This window comes from Mitsuaria sp. PDC51 (assembly GCF_900113225.1).
Taxonomy (GTDB): Bacteria; Pseudomonadota; Gammaproteobacteria; order Burkholderiales; family Burkholderiaceae_C; genus Roseateles.
Genome location: NZ_FOZE01000002.1, coordinates 1482570 through 1502254, shown reverse-complemented (window position 1 = coordinate 1502254; position 19685 = coordinate 1482570). Strand labels below are relative to the sequence as shown.

Here is a 19685-nt window from a genome sequence, read left to right as displayed (position 1 = left end):
AAAGCGCGTGTTCGTAGAGTCATCCTCTCCAGAAGAACCGACCGGAGACATCGCATGACCCCCACGAACGAGGACCGCCGCCGCTTCCTCCTCCAATCCGCCGCGCTCGGCGCCACGGGCACGACCCTCGGCGCAAGCGCCCCCGCCTTCGCGCAATCCACCTGGCCGTCGCGCAACGTGCGGCTGGTCGTGCCCTTCGCGCCCGGCGGCAGCAGCGAGATCGTGGCCCGCGCCACCGCCGCCGAACTGAGCAAGACGCTGGGCCAGGCGGTCTACGTCGACAACAAACCCGGCGGCGGCGGCAACATCGCGATGGTGGAGGTGGCGCGCGCGGAGGACCAGCACACGCTGATCCTCGGCCACATCGGGACGCTGGCAGTGAACCCGTACATCTACGACAAACTGCCCTACGACCCCAACCGCGACTTCAAGCCGATCACGCTGCTGGCCAAGGTGCCCAGCCTCTACGTCGTCCATCCCGACGTGCCGGCGAAGAACCTCAAGGAATGGGTCGCGCTGGTGCGCAAGAACCCTGGCAAATTCAGCTACGGCTCGGCCGGTAACGGCAGCGCGGGGCACCTGGCGATGGAGTACCTCAAAATGGTCGCCGACCTGTTCATCCTCCACGTTCCGTACCGCGGCACCGGCCCGCAATTGACCGACCTGCTGGCGGGACGGCTCGAGGCCGCGTCGGTCGGCGCGCCGGCCATCCTTCAATTCATCAAGGCCGGGAAGCTGCGCTGCCTGGCTACCGGCTCGAAGGAACGCCTGCCCCAATTGCCCGACGTGCCAACCGTCGCCGAGCAAGGCTATCCAGGCTTCGAAATGACCCAGTGGTACGGGCTGTGCGCGCCGGCCAATCTCGCGGCGGCAAACACGGACAAACTCGCCGTGGAATCGGCGAAGGCCATCCGATCGGTTTCTGCGAAGGAGCGCCTCAGCCACGATGCGGCGGAACCGATCGGCAATACGCCGGCGCAATTCGCGGCGTTCATTGCGCAGGAACAGCAGCGCTGGAAGCAGGTGGTGGCACGGGCGAAGATCAAGCCCGATTGAGGGGGCTTCTGTGACCCCTCCGGGGGGCCAATTGGGGTGCCCTCGGGAGGGCGACTGCGGTTGGCCAAGCGCGGGCTCTCCACGACGCGGGGGGCGTCCCGTCCGGGAACCCCCCGCATCATTCCGGCCCCACAGACGCTCGCTGACACCGCGTGCGCGTGACACTCGCTGATGCCGTGAGGCGTGGCAGGGGGTGGGGGCGTGGGGTTGTCGGTTGGGTCAGCGGTGCTGGACCGAGCGCAGGTCCTGCACGACGCGGCCGCCTTGCAGGCTGACGACGCGTTGGGCGGCGGCGATGGTTTCGGGGCGGTGCGCGATGACGATGCGCGTCAGCGAGAGCTGGCGCAGGCTGGCGTTGACGAGGCGCTCGCGCTCGACGTCGAGCGCGCTCGTCGCCTCGTCCAGGAACAGGAACTGCGGGCGCTTGTAGAGCGCTCGGGCCAGCAGGATGCGCTGGCGCTGGCCGCCGGACAGGCTCGAGCCCATGTCGCCGATCAGCGTCTGGAAACGCATCGGCATGGCCTCGATGTCCTCCAGGACGCAGGCCAGTCGCGCGCATTCGCGGACCCAGTCAGGATCGACGTTGAGGTCGAAGAAGCTGATGTTGTCGGCGATGCTGCCGGCGAAGAGCTGGTCGTCCTGCATGACCGTGCCGATGCGCTCGCGCCAGGCATTGGTGCCCAGCTGGGCGAGGGCGACGCCACCGATGCGGATCTCGCCGTGCTGCGGCGCGTGGATGCCCAGCATGAGCTTCATCAGCGTGGTCTTGCCGCAGCCCGACGGGCCGACGATGGCGACCGATTCGCCAGGCTCGATGCGCAGTGAGCAGCCGGCAATGACCTCCGGCTCGCCGTCGGCGTAACGGAAGCGCAGGCCGTCGAGCTCCAGCGGCGCCTCGCGCGGCACCGCGCGGCCGGGCGCGTCCAGGTCGGCCTCCGGCGCGGTGAGGACGATGTCAGCCAGGCGCTCGCCCTGCAGGCGCAGCATCTTGAGCGCGACGACCTTGTCGATCAGGCCGGCGATGCGTTGGCTGAACTGGTCCTTGTAGGCGAGGAACGCGAACAGCATGCCGACGGAGAGTTCCTTGTCCAGCACGAGCATCGCGCCCAGCGCGACGATGGCGACGCGCTCGAGCCCGAACAGCAGCTTGTTGCCCTGCGTCATGCCGAGCTCGAGCTTGCGGCCGGTGAGCGAGGCGTTCATCTGCTCGACGACCAGGTTGGCGAAACGCGCGCCGCGATCGGCCTGCGCGTTGAAGAGCTTGATCGCCTGCGCGCCGCGCAGCGATTCGAGGAAGTGGCTGCTCTGGCGCGCCTCGTGGGTCAGCGCCTCTTCCTGCGCGTCGCGCAGCGGCCGGAAGCAAGCCCAGCGCAGCAGCGCGTAGCCGGCCACCGCGGTGAGCGCGACCGCCGTGAGGCGGCCGCTGTAGAGCACCATCATCGCCAGCGTGAGCAGGACCATGAGGCCGTCCAGCACGGCCTCGATGAAGCTGCCGGTCAGCGTTTTCTGGATCTCCTGGACGCTGGAGAAGCGCGACCAGATGTCGCCGAGATGGCGTTTCTCGAACCAGGCCAGCGGCAGCCGCAGGAGGTGCGAGAAGACGTTGGAGAGCCACTGCAGGTTGAGCGAGGCCGACAGGATCATCACCGCCCATGAGCGCAGCAGGCCCATGCCGACCTGCAGCAGCACGAGCAGCGCGAAGCCGATGCCCAGCGTGACGAGCAGGTCGCGGTCGGCGCTGACGATGACGCCGTCGACGGTCCATTGCAGCAGGAAGGGCGCGAGCAGGCCCAGCAACTCAAGTCCGAGCGCGAGCGCGAGCACCTGCGCGATGGAGCGCTTGAGCCCGCTGACGTGGCCGAGCAGCTGCCGCCATTGGGGCGCCGGCGCCGGCGCCTTGCGGGCGAAGTCCATGCCGGGCCGCAGTTCGAGCGCGACGCCGGTGAAGTGCTTGGAGACCTCGGCCAGCGGCAGCCGGCGCTCGCCGTGCGCGGGATCGAGCACGACCGCGCGGTCGCCGTCGACGCGGTCCAGCACGACGAAGTGGTTGAAGTCCCAGTGCAGGATGCAGGGCGTGTGCAGCTTGTGCAGCGTGTGCGGCTCGGCGCGCAGCGCGCGGGCGGTGAGGCCGAGCTGCGCGCCCATGCGGACCAGGTCCGCCATCGTCAGGCCCTTGAGCGAGACGGCGAAGCGGTCCCGCAGCTCGCCCAGTGCCCAGCGCTGGCCGTGCGCCGCGGCGACCATGGCCAGGCAGGCGAGGCCGCACTCGGCGGCCTCGGTCTGCAGGATGACGGGACGGCGGCGGCGCCAGCCGAGGTTCAGCTTCGCCAGGAAGCCGGTGGGCGCGGCGCCCGGCGGCGGAGCGCCTGGCGGGGCGCCGGAAGCTGGGACGTCAGACACGGCGGGCGAGGCTCAGCAGCGGTTCGAAGATCCATTCAATCAGGCGGCGCCGCTCGAGCAGCACGTCGGCCTCGAGCAGCATACCGGGGCTGAGCGTCTGGTCCTGCCCGTAGGCCTCGACCGACTGGCGCTGCAGCTGCACGGTGATGCGGTACATCGGCTCGCCCTGCGCCATCGCGGCAGGCAGGCCGAGCTGGGCGAGCTCCGCGGCCTGCAGCGGGGTGCGCGCGACCTGCAGGACCTCGCCGGCCTGCTGGCCGAATTTCTGGTACGGGAAGGCCTGGTAGCGCAGCAACACCGCCTGGTGCGGGCGCAGGAAGCCGACGGCGCTGGACGGGGCGTAGAGATGCGCCTGCAGCGGCGTGCGGGCGGGGAGCAGGGCGGCGAGTTGCGTGCCGGCCTGCACGACCTGGCCCGGCTCGGCCAGCACGGTGCTCATCTGGCCGTCGCTCGGGGCGCGCAGCACGAGCCGGCGGCGCGCCTCGTTCTCGACGCCCTGCGCCTGCAGCGCGGCGATGTCGCGCGCGAGTTCCCCTTGCTGGACCTGTGCCTTCAAGGGAATCGCCTGAAGCTCAGCTTGCAAGCCCAACGCCTCCCGCTGCAGGTTTTCGCGCTCGCGCGAAAGTGCCTGCCGTTGGGCCTGCAAGCCAAGCAACTCCTCCCGCTTGGTCTGGACCTGGGCGCTCGATACGAACTGGTCCTTCGCCAGCGATTCCAGCCGTCCCAGACTCTGCTGCGCCAGCGCCTCGCGCTGGGCATGCAGCTGCAGCTCGGCATCGGCCTGCCGCAGCGTGGATTCGAGCGTGGCGATCCGCGCCTTCAGCGAGGCCGCCTGGCTCTGCGCGAGTTCCCGCTGCTGCGCCTGCGCGGCACCCAGCGATTGCTCGCGGTCCTTCAAGGTCCGCGACAGGCTGTCGCCCGTCGGATTCGCGCTGTCCAGGGACAACACGAACAGCACGTCGCCCTCACGCACCTGCTGCCCATCCTGGACGGGCCGTGCCACGACGGTGGCGCTCTGCGGCACGCTCAGCCGCATCACGCCCCGCTCGGGCACCAGCAGGCCGTTGACGCGGGCCTTGCGGGTGTATTCGGTACTGAACAGGAAGGCGCCGACCGCGACGACACCCCCCAGCGCCAGAAGGCTCAACCAGCGCAAGGTGGCGGGCCGATGCAGCTGCACCGATCCCAGCCAGGCCTGCTGCTGCGAGGCCTGGGCTTCGGCGCGGAAGAGCGCCACCACGATTTGCTACGCCTGGTTGCGAACCTGACGGATCGCGTGTGAGCCGCGAGGGCTCACCAGGTGCCCTTGGGCGCGGGTTCCACGTCCGCCGATGCGGCCGCGGCCAGCGTGGCATCGCTGCCGACCAGCCAGGTGCCCTTCGGGGCGCCGCCGCCGACGTGAACCAGGGCCTGCAGGTCCAACTCGACCAGACCTTCTTCGACTTGCGTGGTGACAGCGACGTTTTGCGGTTGGGCTTGCATAAGAGGCTCCAGATTCGGTGACGTGCCCGGAAAAGTGTTGAGCACGGGACGCATTGAAGCAGCGCGCCGCCTGACGCATAACTGTCAGCTCTTACAGTGTTTACAAGGTGCCGCCGCGGGCAGCATCAGCGAATCAGGCCCAGCCGGAGCGCCTTCAGCACCGCCTGATGCTTGTTGGAGCAGCCCAGCTTGTGCATCGCATTGTTGATGTGCAGCACCGCCGTGCGTTCGGTGATGCTGAGGATGGCGCCGACTTCCCAGGCGGTCTTGCCTTCCATCGTCCAATGCAGGCACTCGAGCTCGCGCGGCGTGAGCCGCGGCGATTCGGTGACCTTCTCCTCCGGCAGCAGCACGCGCAGCGCGGTGTCGACCGCGTGCACCGCGAACAGCTGCAGGTCCGCGACCATGCGCGTGAGCTGGCCCGAATCGCTGGGCAGCGGCTGGTCGCGATCGACGCCAAGCACGAAGTGCCGCCCTTCGGGCAGGTGCAGCGCCAGGCAGATGCCGGTGCTGTAGCCGAATTGCGCCTGCGATTCCCAGATGTCGCTCGCGCCGTGGCGGGCGTAGGTCTGGCGGTCCCACACGATGGGCATGCTGTTGCGCTTGCAGTGCTGCATGACCGGATCGCGGCGGCCGAATTCGGGCGCGTGCATCACCTCCGCATAACCGGCGGGGCAGTTGTCGATGGTGATGAACTCGGTGTCGGCCAGCGTGTGGTCCACCACCGTGATCGCCGAGACCGTCTGGAAATCCAGTTTTTGCGCGAAGCGGATCACCTCACTGCGGAACTCTTCGCGTGAGCGCGCTTCCAGGACTGATTGATAACCGCCTTGCAGCATTGATCGCTCCGGCCCATCGGCCGGCCTTGTGGGCCTCTTCGGGTGGCTGTCGCGGGGGGCGCCGGGCTCGTCGGGGTTCCGCCACGCGCCCACTGCGACCGCATAGGCCACGTGACGCATTCACGCCCCTGACAGGGTTTACAGCTGGCGGGTCGTGCCCATCATGACCACACTGCTGGTCAAGGGGAGAAGCAGCAACCGCCGATCCGCAATAGCCAAACCAAACAATTCTGACAATGACACCAGCTTGGATTGTGTACGCGTGGCCACGAATATTGTGTGATGTGCAGCGTCTACCCCGCTTACAGTTCGCGCATTTGAGCACGCGCGTGTTGGTGGCGGGAGACGAGGATCACCCGGCCATGGGGCAAACCCTGTGGAGTGGCGAGTCGGAATTCGGCGCCGCCGGCGTGGCCTGGGACTGGGTGCGCATGCCTTACGGCATCGTGTCGATGGTCGATCCGATGGCACTGGTGACCAATCTCCAGTTCCTGAATGGCGAGGGCGAGGTGCTCGCTCCCATCGAATCGGCCATCCAGCTCAACGGCATCGTGCACACGCTGCCGTGGCAGGAGCAGGTGCAGCTGGCGCTCGCGACGCGGCACTGAGCTCATCGCGCCACGGCCGCGCGCATCGAGCGCGCCACCAGCGCCAGCCCGGCCACGGTGAGCGCGGCGCCGACGATCACCGTCGGCATCACCTTCGCGAAGGTCAGCGGCTCGCCCTTGAGCACCTGCATCATGAGCAGGTTCTGGCCCAGCCCCGGCACCCAAAGGTGCCAGGAGGCCTCGCCGCCGGGATGGATGATGGCCACCACCGGCGCCAGCGAGATCGCGGTCACCACCAGCGTGGTGCTGGCCTGCGCTTCCTTGAAGGTCTTGGTGCGGATGGCCAGCGCCATCAGCACCGCCGCCAGGCCCGCGGCCAGCGGGATCTGCAGCAGCAGGAAGCGCAGCGCCTCGCTCCAGCCGAACTGGAACATCGCCGCCAGCGCATCGCTGCGCATCAGCCACTGGCCGGGCAGGAAGCTGAGGTTGGACAGCACGGCCACCGCCAGGCCCGCCATCATCACCGCGGCCCACTTGCCGGCGACGATGGCGGCATGCGGCGCCGGATTGACCAGCAGCGGCTCGAGCGAGCCGCGCTCGCGCTCGCCGGCGGTGCTGTCGAGCGCGGCGGTCAGCGCGCCGTAGAGCACCGCCATCATGATGAACATCGGCAGGATCTGGGTCAGCCGCGTCGAACGCGCCTGCAGGCTGGCGAGGTCGCGTTCCTGGACCTCGACCGGCTGCAGCTGCCGCGCGCCGATGCCGCGCATCGCCAGCGTCAGCGTCGCGCGCTCGCTGCCGAAACCCTGCAGCAGGCGGCTGATCGTGCCCACGCCGGCCTCGGCGCGCTGGTTGGCGCTGTCGGTGACGATCTCGATGCGCGGCGCTTCGCCGCCGGCCAGCAGCGTCTCGAAGTCGGCCGGCACCACCATCACCGGATCGCTCAGCGTGGACGCGCGCAGCTGGGCCTCGTAGTCGGCCGGCGCGGTCTTGATCGTGTAGGTCTGGCGCTCGAGGTAGTTGCGCAGCGTCGGCGCATGCTCGATGCCCACGGCGAGCAGCTCGCGCTGCTCGGCGCGTTCCTGCAGCGAGGCCGTCAGGCCCGACATCAGCATCAGCAGCAGCGGCCCCATCAGCACCGCCGGCACCAGCAGGCGCAGCAGCGTGCGGCGGTCGCGCAGCGCGTCGACGATCTCCTTGGCGAAGACGGTGCGGAAAGCCTTGAGGAAGGGACCGTTCATGCGGACTCCAGGTGGCGCGCGTGCGCGGCCTCGGGGAAGGCGAGGTCGACGAAGGCGTCCTCGAAGCGTTGGCGGCCCGTCTGCGCGAGCAGGCCGTCGACGGTGCCGGTCGCGACCGAGCGCCCATGCGACATCACCACGACCTGGTCGCAGAGCTGTTCCACCTCTTGCATGATGTGGCTCGAGAAGACGATGCACTTGGCACCGCCGGCCGGCGAGCGCAGGTGGCGCAGCACCTCGCGCAGCGCGCGCGTGGCGACCACGTCCAGCCCGTTGGTCGGTTCGTCCAGCACGATGTTGGCCGGGTCGTGCACCAGCGCGCGGGCCAGCGCCGTCTTCATCCGTTCGCCCTGGCTGAAGCCCTCGGCGCGGCGGTCCAGGATGGCGCGCATGTCCAGCAGTTCCGCCAGCGACTCCGCCCGCGCCTGGGCCTGCTCCATCGGCAGGTCCTGCAGCCGCGCGAAGTAGACGATGTTCTCCCGCGCGGTCAGGCGCGGGTACAGGCCATGGGCGTCACCCAGGATGCCCATGCGCGACAGCGCCTCGCGCGGCGAGCGCAGCACGTCCACGCCGTCGACCTCGATCGCGCCCCGGTCCGGCGGGAACAGGCCCGCCAGCATCCGCAGCGAGGTCGTCTTGCCCGCGCCGTTGGGGCCGAGCAGCCCGGTGATGCGGCCGTTGGGCGCGTCCAGGTCCAGGTGATCGACCGCGACGACGGTGCGCGCCGGGCCCTTGCGGCCGAAGCGGGCCGCCAGCGAGCCGCCGCCGCCGCGCGTCTGGAAGGCCTTGTGGAGGGCATGCAGGCGGATCATCGGTCGGACTCCCGGACGGCGGAGGCGGCGGCCGCGAGGGTCGCCGGGGTGGGGGGCAGGAAGGCGGGCGGGCGCGGCAGCTTGAGGGCGCAATTCGCGTCGACGGCCAGGGCATCGGCATCCCGCGGTGCGTCGATGAAGCGGAACAGCACGTCGCGCATGCAGGGCAGCGCCAGCACGACGCCATGGCCCGCGGTGGGCACGACCACATGCCGCGCCTGCGCGCCCAGCGCGGCCTGCACGCGCTGGCCGTGGCGCTCGGGCGTGGCGGGATCGTTGCCGCCGCTGGCGATCAGCACCGGATGGCGGGCCGGCGGGAGGGCATAGAACGCGGGCTCGACCGCGCCGCGCGGCCAGCTGGCGCAGACGCGCGCGTAGAGGTCGCGGTCCAGGGTGCCGAAGTCGGGCGAGGGCGCCTCGGTCGAGGCGGCGATGCGGGGCGCGTCCTCGGCGCAGATCACCGAGAAGTGCATGCCCTCGAAGATCCGCATCGCGCGCGAGCCGCCGCCGAGCTGGCCGGCCAGCCCCGCCAGCGCGTCGAAGCGGCCCAGCGAGGCTTCATGGATGGCCGCCGGCAGCGCCGCGGCGACCTGGGGCGCGTACAGCGGCGGGCGCACCAGGCCCAGCAGGCCTTCGCGCGTCAGGGTGACTTCCTCCGGCCGCCCGGTCAGCGGATGGGTGAAGGCCACCTTGCGCGGCATGCCCTTGAGCAGCGCCTGCCATTCCGCCTTCAGCGCGGGATAGCGGGCCTGGCAGTCGGCGGCCTGGGCGCAGGCGGCGAAGCTGAGGTCCAGCGCGCGCTGCGCGTCCTGCGAGAAGCTGACCGGCAGCACCATGTCCGGCGGCGCGACGCCGTCGATGACGGCGCGGCGCACCCGGTCGGGGAACTGGCGCTGGTACTCGAGCGCCGCGCGGGTGCCGTAGGACGCGCCGATCAGGTTCCAGCGCTCGACGCCGAGCGCCGCGCGCACGGCGTCCATGTCCTGCATCGCGATCGTCGTGGTGTAGAAGCGCAGGTCGCCGTGGGGCAGCCGTTGCAGCGCGTCGCGGCATTGCTCGAGCAGCCGGACCTTGGCGCCGGGCTTGAGCAGCTCGTCCAGGCTGCGGTCGCTGTTGTCGGGGCAGGAGAGCGGCGCCGAGCGGCCGGTGCCGCGCTGGTCGATGAAGACCAGGTCGCGGCGATAGTTCAACCGCGACAGCCGGGGCATCACCGAGGCCGTCAGCGCGATGGCGCTCTGGCCGGGACCACCGGCCAGCAGCAGCACCGGGTCGGGCAGCTTGTTGCGGGCCAGCGCGGGCACCACGACATAGCGGATGTCGATGCGCACGCCGTCGGGCCGGGCTGGATCTAGCGGCCGGCTGACTTGGCCGCACAGCACCTCGGTGGAGACACCGTCGACGCGGCAGGCCTTCAGCGGTGGGGCCGCCTCGGGCGATGCGGCGCGGGCGCCGCCGGCGGCCAGCGCGAGCGCTGCCGCGATCGCCGCTGCGAACGCTGCTGCTGAAGCCGCCGCCTTCGGTCGCAGGGCCGGGACCGGCCGGGCTCGGGGGGCAGGCCTTGCCCCGGGACGCGTCAACATGGACTCTCTCCTCCGTCGTGCCCGGCGATTATGGCCAGCGGGAGAGACGCGGCCGGGTGCCTTCGGTCAGGTCCCGCGGCGACCGAACATGCCCCAGCCGTCCATGGTCATGACCAGCTCGTCCTTCTGGTTGAAGACCTCCCAACTCGAGCGCACCAGCCCGATGGCCGGGCGGCTGCGGCTGTCCTTGGTCTCGAGCACGGTCATGCGCACCCGCAGCGTGTCGCCGGGGCGCACCGGCTTGAGCCAGCGCAGCTGGTCGATGCCGGGGGAGCCCTGGCTGGTCGAGTCCAGCAGGTAGGCGTCGCACATCATCCGCATCACCAGCGCGCAGGTGTGCCAGCCGCTGATCGAGAGGCCGCCCAGCACCGAGGCCTTGGCGGCGTCCTCGTCCAGGTGCAGCGGCTGCGGGTCGTAGGCCGCGGCGAAGGCCAGGCCCTCTTCGCGGTCGACAAGGCGCGAGCCGAACTCGCGGACCTGGCCGACGCTGAAGTCCTCGAAGGCATGGGTCGGGGAGGAGGCCGGAGCGGCAGTCGGGGCGGGGGCGGGCGTAGGGGTGCTCATCGGTCAGGTCCTCGGACAAGTCGCGACCGGGCGACTGTAGGCGCGCGGCCGACGGGCGATTGGCGCGACGGCGACATCCCCGCGCGCCGCCCTCGGCATTGCGCCCGTCCGGTTGGGCGCGTATGGTCCCCGGGTTCCGCTTCCCCAATCCGTTCCCCCATCGCCCGTTCGCTGCCGAGCGGGCCACGTCGAAGGAGACCCCATGAAGCTCTACTACAGCCCCGGCGCCTGCTCGCTGTCGCCGCACATCGTCCTGCGCGAGGCCGGCCTGGCCTTCGAGCCGGTGCTGGCCAGCACCAAGACCCACAAGCTGCAGGACGGGACCGATTACTACGGCATCAATCCCAAGGGGTATGTGCCGCTGCTGGAGCTCGACGACGGCCAGCGGCTGACCGAAGGGCCGGCGATCGTCCAGTACATCGCCGACCAGGCGCCCGACAAGCAGCTCGCGCCGGCCAACGGCACGATGGCGCGCTACCGGCTGCAGGAGTGGCTCAACTTCATCACGTCCGAGCTGCACAAGACCTTCAGCCCGCTGTTCAACCCGGCGGTCTCGGAGGACGCCAAGGGCGTGTTCCGCAGCAAGCTGCATGAGCGCTTCAAGTGGATCGACGGCCAGCTCGAAGGCAAGCAGTTCCTGATGGGCGAGCAGTTCTCGGTCGCGGATGCCTACCTGTTCACCGTCTCGAACTGGGCCCAGCATGTGGGCGTGGATCTCGCCGGCTACCCCAATCTGGTGGCCTACCGCGGACGCGTCGCGGCCCGGCCGGCCGTTCAGGAAGCCATGAAGGCGGAAGGCCTGCTGAAGTAGTCGGGGCCCTCGGTGGGGGTGAGGGCCAGCGGCCTCACCCCTTCTTCAGCAGCGACTCGCAGGCGCCCTTGTCATCGGCGTCCTGCTTCGCGCACACGCCATCGAGCTGCGTCCGCAGCCGCGCGAGGGTGGCCTCATGCTGCCCCTTCGCGTTCCACGCCACCAGCTGGCTGCCGACCTTCTGCAGCGCACGCGCGCTGCGCTCGTAGAACGCGCCTTTGTCCTTCCCCGCCTCGGCCAGCAGCTGCGAGGCGGCCTTCTCGATGCGTGCCGCGTCCTGCGGCGCCAGCTCGACCAGCGCGCTCAGGTAATTCGACCCCCACTGCAACCGCGTCGCCGGCCCTTCGCTCTTGTTGAAGGCCTCCTCGTACCAGCGCAGCGCCTCTTCCTTGCGACCTTGCTTGCGAGCGTTGCCGCCCAGCGAGCTCATCAGGTAATACGGGCTGTGGCTCTTGGCCAGGCTGGCCTTGAGGAGCGCGTCGCTGTCGCTCCACAGGCCGGCGCGTCCGAGCAGGAAGGCCGCTGACGTGATCACCGCCTGACGCTCATAGCCGTCGGTGACCTCCTTGTCGACCTTGGCGGCATGCGCCTTCACCTCCGCCAGCAGCGGTGCGGGCAGCTTGGGCGTCAGCTCGGTCTTGGACTGGTCCAGCCGCGCCAGCTCGACCCGCGCGATCAGCGATTGCAGGCGGTCGGCCCGCGACAGGGAGGCGTCGGCCTCGAAGCGCTTGAGCGCCACGTCGAACTTCGCGACCAGCGCCTGCCGCTCCGGACCCGCGGCGGGCGCCAGCGCGCGGACGATGTCGTCGCCGTTGTTGCTCAGCACATCCATCTGCGCGCGGGCAGCGGCCGGATCCGCCAGCACCTGCTCCACGCGGGACCGCAGCGCGGCATCCGCCTTGAGCGCGCCGCCGCCCTCGGTGGCGGCCAGCGCCTTGAGCCACAGCCGGGTGGTGGTTTCCTCATCGACGCCCTGGCTCGCCGCGGCGAGCCGCGCCAGCAGCGCGGGCCGCTGCGCGGCGGGCACCAGCTGCTGCTCGTCGGTCTCCCAGGAATAGAAACCCAGCAGCTTCCACTCGTTGGCGGACAGCTTCCGGCCCGCCTGGGCATCGGCCAGCACCGTCTTGACGGGCCGGCCGCCGGCCAGGCCCAGCTGCAGCACGCGCAGCACCTGCGGTGCGTCGACCTCGCCCGGCAGGCGCGTGAGCTCCTGGCCGTCGTTGCCGAACAGGATCATGGTCGGATAACCGCGCACCTTGAAGCGCGCGCCCAGGCGCTGGGCGCCGGGGTTGTCGCCGTCGATGTGCACCGCGACGAAGGCGCGCGACTGCTCGATGAAGTCGGCGCGGTTGAACAGCGTGGCCTTGAGCTGGTTGCACGGCGGGCACCACTTGGCGCCCCAGTACAGCAGCACCGGCTTCTTCTCGCCGCGGGCCTGGGCGAAGGCGCGCTCGATGTCGGCGTCGCCGGAGGCTTCCTGCCACGACACCGAGGACGCCGCGCTCGCGGCGGTCGCCACGGGCATCAGCGCCGGGATCGCGCCGATCGTGGACAGCGCGGCGGCAAGAACGGTCAGGCGGGCGGCCGAGCGCAGGCGCCGGGCGGTCGAGGTGCGGAAAGTCATGGCGGAACGCGCGGCCTCGTGAGCCGTCGGTGTCGAGGGAAGGCGGCATTGTGGCGCCGCGCCGGCCCGCCCGATATGCGGGACGCTTCTAACCTTGCTTGCCCCGCAGGATCGCGCCGCGCCGCAGACTCTCGGCGGGCCAGCGTTCGCGGGCGTCGTAGTACTCGGGCACGGCGACGGCGCCCGGCGGCAGCTGCACCCAGGGCTGTTTGGAGGCGGTGAAGATGTGGATGTCCGGCGGCAGCCGGTCCGGCTCGTCGAGCGTGCCCACGCGCACGAAGCGCATCGCGTCGCCGGCGCCGGCGTAGTTGCTCCACACCGCGATCCAGCAAGTCGGGCAGCGCCAGATCTTCTGGCCCTTGCCGCTCGCCGACGGATTCATCACCGGCACCGGCTCGCCTGCGAGCAGCTCCACGCGGTCCGCCTCGATCAGCGCGTTGAGCGCGAAGGCCGCGCCGCTGGCGCGCTGGCACCAGCGGCAATGGCAGCAGTGGACGAACAGCGGCCGGCTGGTCATGCGGTAGCGGACCTGGCGGCAGTCGCAGCCGCCTTCGAAGCTCTCCGGGGTGTCGCTCATGGCGTGTCTCCTCCTGATGCGGAGGGCGCAGGATAGCCGGCCGAAAACGGCGAGTGCCAGTGCCGCGCCGCCGCGCGAAACGGGGACGGCGCGGCTCGCGGCCGTCGCCGGCGGAGCAGGGCTCAGCCGTCCGCGAGCGCGCGGCGCGTCGCGGCGTCCGCGGGGAAGAAATGCTCCACGCGCAGCGACGCCAGCGTGACGTCCAGTGGCGAGCCGAAGCTGGTGAACGCCGAGAACAGGCTGAGCACGCCCGCCGACGAGCGCAGTCGCGTGTGCAGCAGCGGCGTGTGTGCGTGCGGCGTGACGCGCTGCGGCACATGCGGACGCAGTTCCTCCAGCAGCGGCTTGAGCTCGGCGAAATGCGCGGCCTCGTGCTGGGCGCGGCTCCAGAGCGCGGCGCAGACCTCGGCCTCGTTCTCGCACAGCGCGCGCAGCCCGCCCGGCTGCAGGCAGGCGCGCAGCAGGTTGAAGCCCGGCTGGAGCATCGCCTCGGCGTCGACGCCCAGCAGCGTCATCAGCCGGTGCGCGCCGCGGTTGGCCATCACCAGGTTCCAGCCGCCGTCCAGCACCAGCGCGGGCGCGGGGTCGTGCGCGTCGAGCAGACGGCGCAGCGCCTCGCGCACCGCGCCGAGGTCGGGATCGTCGAGTGAGCGGCGCGGATAGTGCGGCGCGTAGCCGGCGGCCAGCAGCGCCTCGTTGCGACGCGGCAGCGGCGCGTCCAGCGCGTCCAGCAGCGCGATCAGCATCTCGCGGCTGGGCCGCGCGCGGCCGGTCTCGATGCAGCTCAGGTGGCGCTGCGACACGCCCACGCGCAGCGACAGCTCGAGCTGGCTCAGGCGGCGCTCGCGGCGCAGCTGCGGCAGCAGCACCGTGACGGGGGAGGTCGCGGAGGTCGAGGCGGTGAACGTGTTCATGCGGGGCATGCTAGCCGCGGGGTGGAGGGCGGCAATGACCTCGGAGGTCATTGAGCCGGCGCGCGCCGCCGACGAGACTGACCGCCATGTTCAACCCGTCGATGACCTCAAGGAGCCCGTCATGCTGAAGATCTCCCTCGCCCTGGTGCTGGCCGTGTTCGGTGCGTATTCGATGCACGTCGTCGTGGAGCTGGGTTACGTCGGCCTGTGGATGTCGCTGTTCGAGCGGCCCGGCAGCCGCCAGGCGGTGGCCGACCTGATGATCGCCTGCGTGCTGCTGCTGGGCTTCCTGTGGCGCGACGCGCGGCAGCAGGGCCGTCGCTTCTGGCCGTATGCGGTGATCACGCTGGCGGCCGGCTCGGTCGGTCCGCTGCTGTACCTGCTGCTGGCGCCCAAGGCCGCGACCGCGCCGGCGCCCCGGGCCGACGGCCTTCAGGCCTCGCCCAGCAAGTCCTGACCCTCGTCCAGCGGCGGCGCTTCGGGCGCCGCCTTCGCGAGCGCCATCCAGGTGCCGAAGTCCGGCTTCATCGGCCGGCGCGGCGCCGGACGGCCCAGCTCGAAGCGCCAGCCCTCGCCCAGCTCATGCGCGAACAGCACGCCGAAGGCGGGCGGGATTTCCTCCACCGCGGCGATGCCTGCGCGCAGCACGTACCAGCACTGGCCGCTCAGCGCGAGGTAGGCCTGTGCCTTGGCCGGGCGGCGGAGTTCCGAGAGCAGGTCGGCGCGGCTGACCTTGATCTCGTGGACGGCCGGTTCGAGGTAGTCCTCGACGGTGGTGTTGCGCACCGAATAGACGTCGGGCATCGCGTTGACCCAGCGCAGGCGGTCGGGTTCGTCCTCGCGCGGCAGTCCGGCGCGCAGCGACAGTCCGCGCCAGACCACGCGCCCCGCGCGCTGCAGCTCCACGGCCATCCGGCCGACCAGGTCCTCGTGCCGGTCGCGGGCGGCGCGGTTCCTGCGCAGGCCCAGGTGCAGGACCTCGATGCCGGGGGCGGTCAGCCGCAGCGTCTCGCGGCCGTGCGCGTCCTGCTGGCGCTCCAGCCAGCCCAGCGCCAGCAGCTCCACCTCCAGCATGTCCTGGCACGGCCAGCCCGCCGAGCGCCACAGCTGGCGCAGGCGGCGGATCTGGATCACGGTGGGACGGAGCGGCGGCGAGGACATCCGGCGATGTTGCCCGACAGGCATGGCGAAACCCGGCAGCAGCCACGTCGCGGCATGCGCGGTGCTGCCTGACGCGCTTGCCCGGCGGGCCTGGACACGTGCTACCACGCGCCCCGTCGCCTATCACGCCGCCCGGTCGAATAATGGACGTCATGGCGACTATCAGGGCTCATAAAGGTTCTGATGGGAGCCCTAAACCCGACAGACCTCTTCCGGTCCAGCCATGCGGACCGCGAAAGGTGGGCGAGGATCTCAACAGGAGAAAAAAAGCCACGCCTCGTGAGAGGACGTGGCCAACAGGGAGGAAGTTGCTGGGCCCGGATCGACGGGCCCGAGGGCCGGGCCAGAGCCCGGCCGGCGCATTTCAGCGCTTTCGGCGCGTCAGTTGTTGGTGCGTTCGCGGCGCAGCGAGCCCACCATCGCGGTGCTGTCGCCCATCACGAAGACGGTGTAGACGTAACCCGCCGTGATGCCCAGATCGCTCAGCGAGTACACCGGCGTTGTCGACGACGGCGAGGTCACCGTCAGCAGCGCCGAGGTCGAGGCCGGCGTCGTCTGCGCCGTCGAGGCGGTCCCGGCCACCACGTTCGACGCCAGCGCGCTGTAGTCCACGTTCAGCGTCAGGCCGGTTGCGGCGCTCGCCACGCCGTTGACCAGGCGGATCTTGGCGGTCGTCGTCGGGCTGGTGGGCAGGCGGTTGTCATCGGTCAGCACCGCCAGCTGCGGACTCGCCGCCGGGCCCCACACCATCAGCGTGTAGTCGTTGCCCGCCACCAGCGTCGGCTTGGCGAAGGACATCAGCTGGCCGTTGACGTAGACCGACAGGTCGGCCGCGCCGGCCGTGAGGGTCGTGTAATCGCCGATCGTCGGCGCGACCGAGGTCGGCATCAGCGCCGTCTGGCCGACCGAGCCCGACACCAGCGCGCTGCCGCCCACCGCCGCCACCAGCCGCGCCCGCGCGGTGGTGTTGGGGAAGTTGGTCGTCGCGCCCTGCTGGATCAGCTGGATGCCGTTGACCAGCACGCCGCCGGCGCTGCCGGTCAGCACCAGCGTCGAGACGCCGGCCGAGGGCAGGGTGATGCTGGGGATGTCCAGGCGCACGTCGCTCTTGGAGCCGGCGGCGGTCAGGCGGACCCGGAAGGTGCCGCTGTTCAGCGACACGTAACCGCTGCCCGAGCCGGCCGCGATGCCGGCCGCCACCGTCGACGCGGTGTCCAGCGTCTCGTCCGCGCCGGTGACGTAGACGTCCATCGAGCCCGCGTCCGGCGCCAGGTTCAGCACCAGCAGCTTGGACTTGCCGGAGGCCGGCGCTTCCTGGTCCTCCTGCAGCAGCGTCGTCTGCAGCGAGCCCGCCGAGCCGTAGGCGATCATCGCGTAGTGGCTGCCGGCCGCCAGCGTCGGCGTGGACGAGGCCAGCGTGCTGCCGACGCTGTTGCTCTGGATCTCGGTGCCGGTGGCGGAGGTCTTCACGTCGGCATAGCTGCCGACCCCGGCGTAGGCCACGGCGGAGTTGACCGTCGTGCTGTCCACCGACATGTCCAGCGCGGCATAGCCGATGCTGGCGTTGAGAAGGCGCATCTGCGCCGTGCTGCTGTCACCGCCGCCCCCGCAGGCGGTCAGCAGGGTGGCCGCGGCCACGCTCAGGCCCCAGGCCCAGGTCTTGAATCGCATCGTCCGACACTCCGATTGAGGATGGCGGGATTGAACGAGGCCCGTGTTGCTGCGGCTTGTGGCCGCTTGCCAGGTTTGTGTAGTTCCATATCAAGACCGACACAGCATTGCTGGCGCCCGGCCCAGCGCGGGGCGCACCTGGGGTCTTCCCTCCTGGGTTCCACTCTCTAAACGGCCGGCGGGCGCGCCGCTAGCATCCGCGCCATGAATGCCTACCCGCAGCTGCTGTCGCCCCTGGACCTGGGCTTCACCACCCTCAGGAACCGCGTGCTGATGGGCAGCATGCACACGGGGCTGGAGGACTCGCGCAAGCACATCGGGCGCCTGTCCGAGTACTTCGCCGAGCGCGCCCGCGGCCAGGTCGGCCTGATCGTCACCGGCGGCTACGCGCCCAACATCGCCGGCTGGGCCAAGCCCTTCGCCGGCACCTTGATGACCGGCGGCGCCGCGCGGCGGCACCAGGCCATCACGCGCGCGGTCCATGCCGAGGGCGGCAAGATCGCGCTGCAGATCCTGCACACCGGCCGCTACGGCTACCACCCGTTCAACGTCGCGCCCTCGGCGCTGAAGTCGCCGATCTCGCCCTTCACGCCGCATGCGCTGAGCGAGCGCGGCATCGAGCGCCAGATCCGCGCCTTCATCCGCTGCGCCGTGCTGGCGCGCGAAGCGGGCTACGACGGCGTGGAGGTGATGGGCTCCGAGGGCTACTTCATCAACCAGTTCCTGGTCGCCGCGACCAACCAGCGCGACGATGCCTGGGGCGGCGACTTCGCGCGCCGCATGCGGCTGCCGGTGGAGATCCTGACCCGCATGCGCGAGGCCGTCGGGCCGGACTTCATCATCATCTACCGCCTGTCGATGCTGGACCTGGTCCCCGACGGCGGCAGCTGGGACGAGGTGCTGCAGCTCGCGCGCGCCGTCGCCCAGGCCGGCGCGACCATCATCAACACCGGCATCGGCTGGCATGAGGCCCGCATCCCGACGATCGCCACCAGCGTGCCGCGGGCCGGTTTCGCCTGGGTCACGAAGAAGCTGCGCGACCAGCTGCACGCCGAGGGCCTGCGCATCCCGCTGATCACCAGCAACCGCATCAACACGCCGGAGGTCGCCGAGTCGGTGCTGGCCGACGGCTCGGCCGACATGGTCTCGATGGCGCGGCCGCTGCTGGCCGACCCCGCCTTCGTGCGCAAGGCCGCGGAGGGCCGCGCCGACGAGATCAACACCTGCATCGCCTGCAACCAGGCCTGCCTGGACCATGTCTTCAAGCAGGAGGTCGCGTCCTGCCTGGTCAACCCGCGCGCCGGCCACGAGACGCTGCTGCGCATCGTGCCGGTGGCCCCGGAGCAGCGGCGCAAGCGCGTGGCCGTGGTCGGCGCCGGACCGGCTGGCCTGGCCGCCGCGACGACGCTGGCCGAGCGCGGCCATGCCGTCACCCTGATCGACGCCGCCACCGAGATCGGCGGCCAGTTCAACCTGGCCAAGCGCATCCCCGGCAAGGAGGAGTTCCACGAGACGCTGCGCTACTTCAAGCGGCGGCTGGAACTGCTGGGCGTGACGCCGCAGCTGGGCCGGCGCGTCGGCGCCCAGGACCTGATGGACTACGACGAGGTGCTGCTCGCCACCGGCGTCACGCCGCGCGACCCGCGCATCCCCGGCCAGGAGGAAGGCGTCGCGCGGGGCCAGGTTCTGACCTACCTGGAAGTGCTGCGCGGCGAGAAGCCGGTCGGCCGCCGCGTGGCGGTGGTCGGCGCGGGCGGCATCGGCTTCGACGTGTCGGAGTTCCTGCTGGAGCAGGGGCACTCGCTGGCGCTGGATGCGCCCGCCTGGCGCCGGCATTGGGGCGTCGGCGATCCGCAGGAGACCCGCGGCGGCCTGGCGCGTCCGCAACCCGAGCCGGCCGAGCGCGAGATCACGCTGCTGCAGCGCCGCGCCGGCAAGCTCGGCGCCGGCCTGGGCAAGACCACCGGCTGGATCCATCGCGCGGCGCTGAAGACGCACGGTGTACGGATGATCGGCGGCGTGCAGTACGAGCGCATCGACGCGGCGGGCCTGTGGATCAGCCGGGGCGAGGACCGCACCGAGCCCGAGCGCATCGACTGCGACACCATCGTGCTGTGCGCCGGCCAGGAACCCTTGCGCGAACTCGAGGCGCCGCTGCGCGCGGCGGGCCGGTCGGTGCACCTGATCGGCGGTTCGGCCGAGGCGAAAGAATTGGACGCAAAGCGTGCAATCCTGCAGGGAACCCAGGTGGCGGCCTCGCTGTAAACCCTAGCGGCCCCTTCAGCCGCGCGCCGATACTCCGAAGGTCGAGCCAAAGGGAGCGGCCGCCACACGCGGCCGCCGCCGACATGGGGCCAGCTGTTGCCCCTCCATTCATAAGAAAAGCTTGGGTGAGCCATGCGTCT

At 70.8% G+C, this 19685-nt stretch carries 18 protein-coding genes; 5 read left to right on the top strand and 13 right to left on the bottom strand.

From position 1 onward, the window contains the following. Nucleotides 1-54 precede the first annotated feature (54 nt). Nucleotides 55-1056, top strand: a complete 1002-nt coding sequence (locus BM393_RS18040) for a tripartite tricarboxylate transporter substrate binding protein (RefSeq protein WP_091729606.1) — start codon at nucleotides 55-57, stop codon at nucleotides 1054-1056. Nucleotides 1057-1275: 219 nt separating this feature from the next. Here the strand turns inward: BM393_RS18040 and BM393_RS18035 are convergent, their stop codons facing one another. The 4 genes from BM393_RS18035 to BM393_RS18020 all read right to left on the bottom strand — a co-directional run bounded on the left by BM393_RS18035 (nucleotide 1276) and on the right by BM393_RS18020 (nucleotide 5777). After that, on the bottom strand, nucleotides 1276-3456 hold the full coding sequence (locus BM393_RS18035) for a peptidase domain-containing ABC transporter (protein ID WP_254783490.1): 2181 nt from the start codon (nucleotides 3454-3456) through the stop codon (nucleotides 1276-1278). Then, a complete protein-coding gene (locus tag BM393_RS18030; RefSeq protein WP_183493285.1) occupies nucleotides 3449-4693 on the bottom strand; it encodes an HlyD family secretion protein in 1245 nt (414 codons plus the stop codon). Before BM393_RS18030 ends, BM393_RS18035 begins: the two co-directional genes overlap by 8 nt. Before the next feature lie 56 nt (nucleotides 4694-4749). Continuing rightward, entirely contained in the window at nucleotides 4750-4938 is a 189-nt protein-coding gene (locus tag BM393_RS18025; protein WP_091729598.1) for a hypothetical protein, read from the bottom strand. Between the two features lie 125 nt (nucleotides 4939-5063). Beyond that, a complete protein-coding gene (locus BM393_RS18020) occupies nucleotides 5064-5777 on the bottom strand; it encodes a helix-turn-helix transcriptional regulator (RefSeq protein ID WP_091729594.1) in 714 nt (237 codons plus the stop codon). A gap of 362 nt (nucleotides 5778-6139) precedes the next feature. Between BM393_RS18020 and BM393_RS18015 the strand changes: the two genes are divergently transcribed. Continuing rightward, nucleotides 6140-6385: a hypothetical protein gene (locus BM393_RS18015; protein ID WP_091729590.1), complete on the top strand. Its 246-nt coding sequence runs from the start codon at nucleotides 6140-6142 to the stop codon at nucleotides 6383-6385. Nucleotides 6386-6387: 2 nt separating this feature from the next. Here BM393_RS18015 and BM393_RS18010 read toward each other — a convergent pair whose 3' ends face one another. The 4 genes from BM393_RS18010 to BM393_RS17995 form a co-directional block, all read right to left on the bottom strand. Next, nucleotides 6388-7566 carry an ABC transporter permease gene (locus BM393_RS18010; protein ID WP_091729585.1) on the bottom strand — a complete coding sequence of 393 codons (1179 nt, stop codon included), beginning with the start codon at nucleotides 7564-7566 and terminating at the stop codon, nucleotides 6388-6390. Continuing rightward, nucleotides 7563-8378 carry an ATP-binding cassette domain-containing protein gene (locus tag BM393_RS18005; protein ID WP_091729580.1) on the bottom strand — a complete coding sequence of 272 codons (816 nt, stop codon included), beginning with the start codon at nucleotides 8376-8378 and terminating at the stop codon, nucleotides 7563-7565. The genes BM393_RS18010 and BM393_RS18005 overlap by 4 nt, the downstream gene beginning before the upstream one ends. Beyond that, a complete protein-coding gene (locus tag BM393_RS18000; protein WP_091729575.1) occupies nucleotides 8375-9958 on the bottom strand; it encodes an alpha/beta fold hydrolase in 1584 nt (527 codons plus the stop codon). Before BM393_RS18000 ends, BM393_RS18005 begins: the two co-directional genes overlap by 4 nt. Before the next feature lie 66 nt (nucleotides 9959-10024). Then, the gene (locus BM393_RS17995; RefSeq protein WP_091729572.1) at nucleotides 10025-10522 is read right to left on the bottom strand and encodes a MaoC family dehydratase; all 498 of its coding nucleotides are present in this window, start codon (nucleotides 10520-10522) and stop codon (nucleotides 10025-10027) included. A 202-nt stretch (nucleotides 10523-10724) separates the two neighbouring features. Here BM393_RS17995 and gstA point away from each other — a divergent pair, with 202 nt between their 5' ends. Beyond that, a complete protein-coding gene (gene gstA, locus BM393_RS17990) occupies nucleotides 10725-11333 on the top strand; it encodes a glutathione transferase GstA (RefSeq protein ID WP_091729567.1) in 609 nt (202 codons plus the stop codon). 34 nt (nucleotides 11334-11367) lie between these two features. Here gstA and BM393_RS17985 read toward each other — a convergent pair whose 3' ends face one another. From BM393_RS17985 to BM393_RS17975, 3 genes are all read right to left on the bottom strand, one after another. Next, nucleotides 11368-12957 (bottom strand): thioredoxin fold domain-containing protein, encoded by a 1590-nt coding sequence (locus BM393_RS17985; RefSeq protein WP_254783489.1) that lies wholly within the window; start codon nucleotides 12955-12957, stop codon nucleotides 11368-11370. An 88-nt stretch (nucleotides 12958-13045) separates the two neighbouring features. Beyond that, nucleotides 13046-13534, bottom strand: a complete 489-nt coding sequence (locus tag BM393_RS17980; RefSeq protein ID WP_091729563.1) for a GFA family protein — start codon at nucleotides 13532-13534, stop codon at nucleotides 13046-13048. A 122-nt stretch (nucleotides 13535-13656) separates the two neighbouring features. Further along, entirely contained in the window at nucleotides 13657-14448 is a 792-nt protein-coding gene (locus tag BM393_RS17975; protein WP_091731775.1) for a helix-turn-helix domain-containing protein, read from the bottom strand. Between the two features lie 121 nt (nucleotides 14449-14569). On the opposite strand from BM393_RS17975, the gene BM393_RS25810 reads away from it, so the two are divergent. Then, a complete protein-coding gene (locus BM393_RS25810; RefSeq protein ID WP_175538400.1) occupies nucleotides 14570-14905 on the top strand; it encodes a DUF2834 domain-containing protein in 336 nt (111 codons plus the stop codon). Here the strand turns inward: BM393_RS25810 and BM393_RS17965 are convergent. Together BM393_RS17965 and BM393_RS17960 are read right to left on the bottom strand one after the other, a co-directional pair. Continuing rightward, a complete protein-coding gene (locus tag BM393_RS17965; protein ID WP_254783488.1) occupies nucleotides 14881-15633 on the bottom strand; it encodes a hypothetical protein in 753 nt (250 codons plus the stop codon). The genes BM393_RS25810 and BM393_RS17965 overlap by 25 nt on opposite strands. A 357-nt stretch (nucleotides 15634-15990) precedes the next feature. Further along, nucleotides 15991-17280: a DUF4397 domain-containing protein gene (locus tag BM393_RS17960; protein ID WP_091729549.1), complete on the bottom strand. Its 1290-nt coding sequence runs from the start codon at nucleotides 17278-17280 to the stop codon at nucleotides 15991-15993. 204 nt (nucleotides 17281-17484) lie between these two features. Here BM393_RS17960 and BM393_RS17955 point away from each other — a divergent pair, with 204 nt between their 5' ends. Continuing rightward, nucleotides 17485-19545 (top strand): NADPH-dependent 2,4-dienoyl-CoA reductase, encoded by a 2061-nt coding sequence (locus BM393_RS17955; protein WP_091729546.1) that lies wholly within the window; start codon nucleotides 17485-17487, stop codon nucleotides 19543-19545. The last annotated feature ends 140 nt before the right edge of the window (nucleotides 19546-19685 follow it).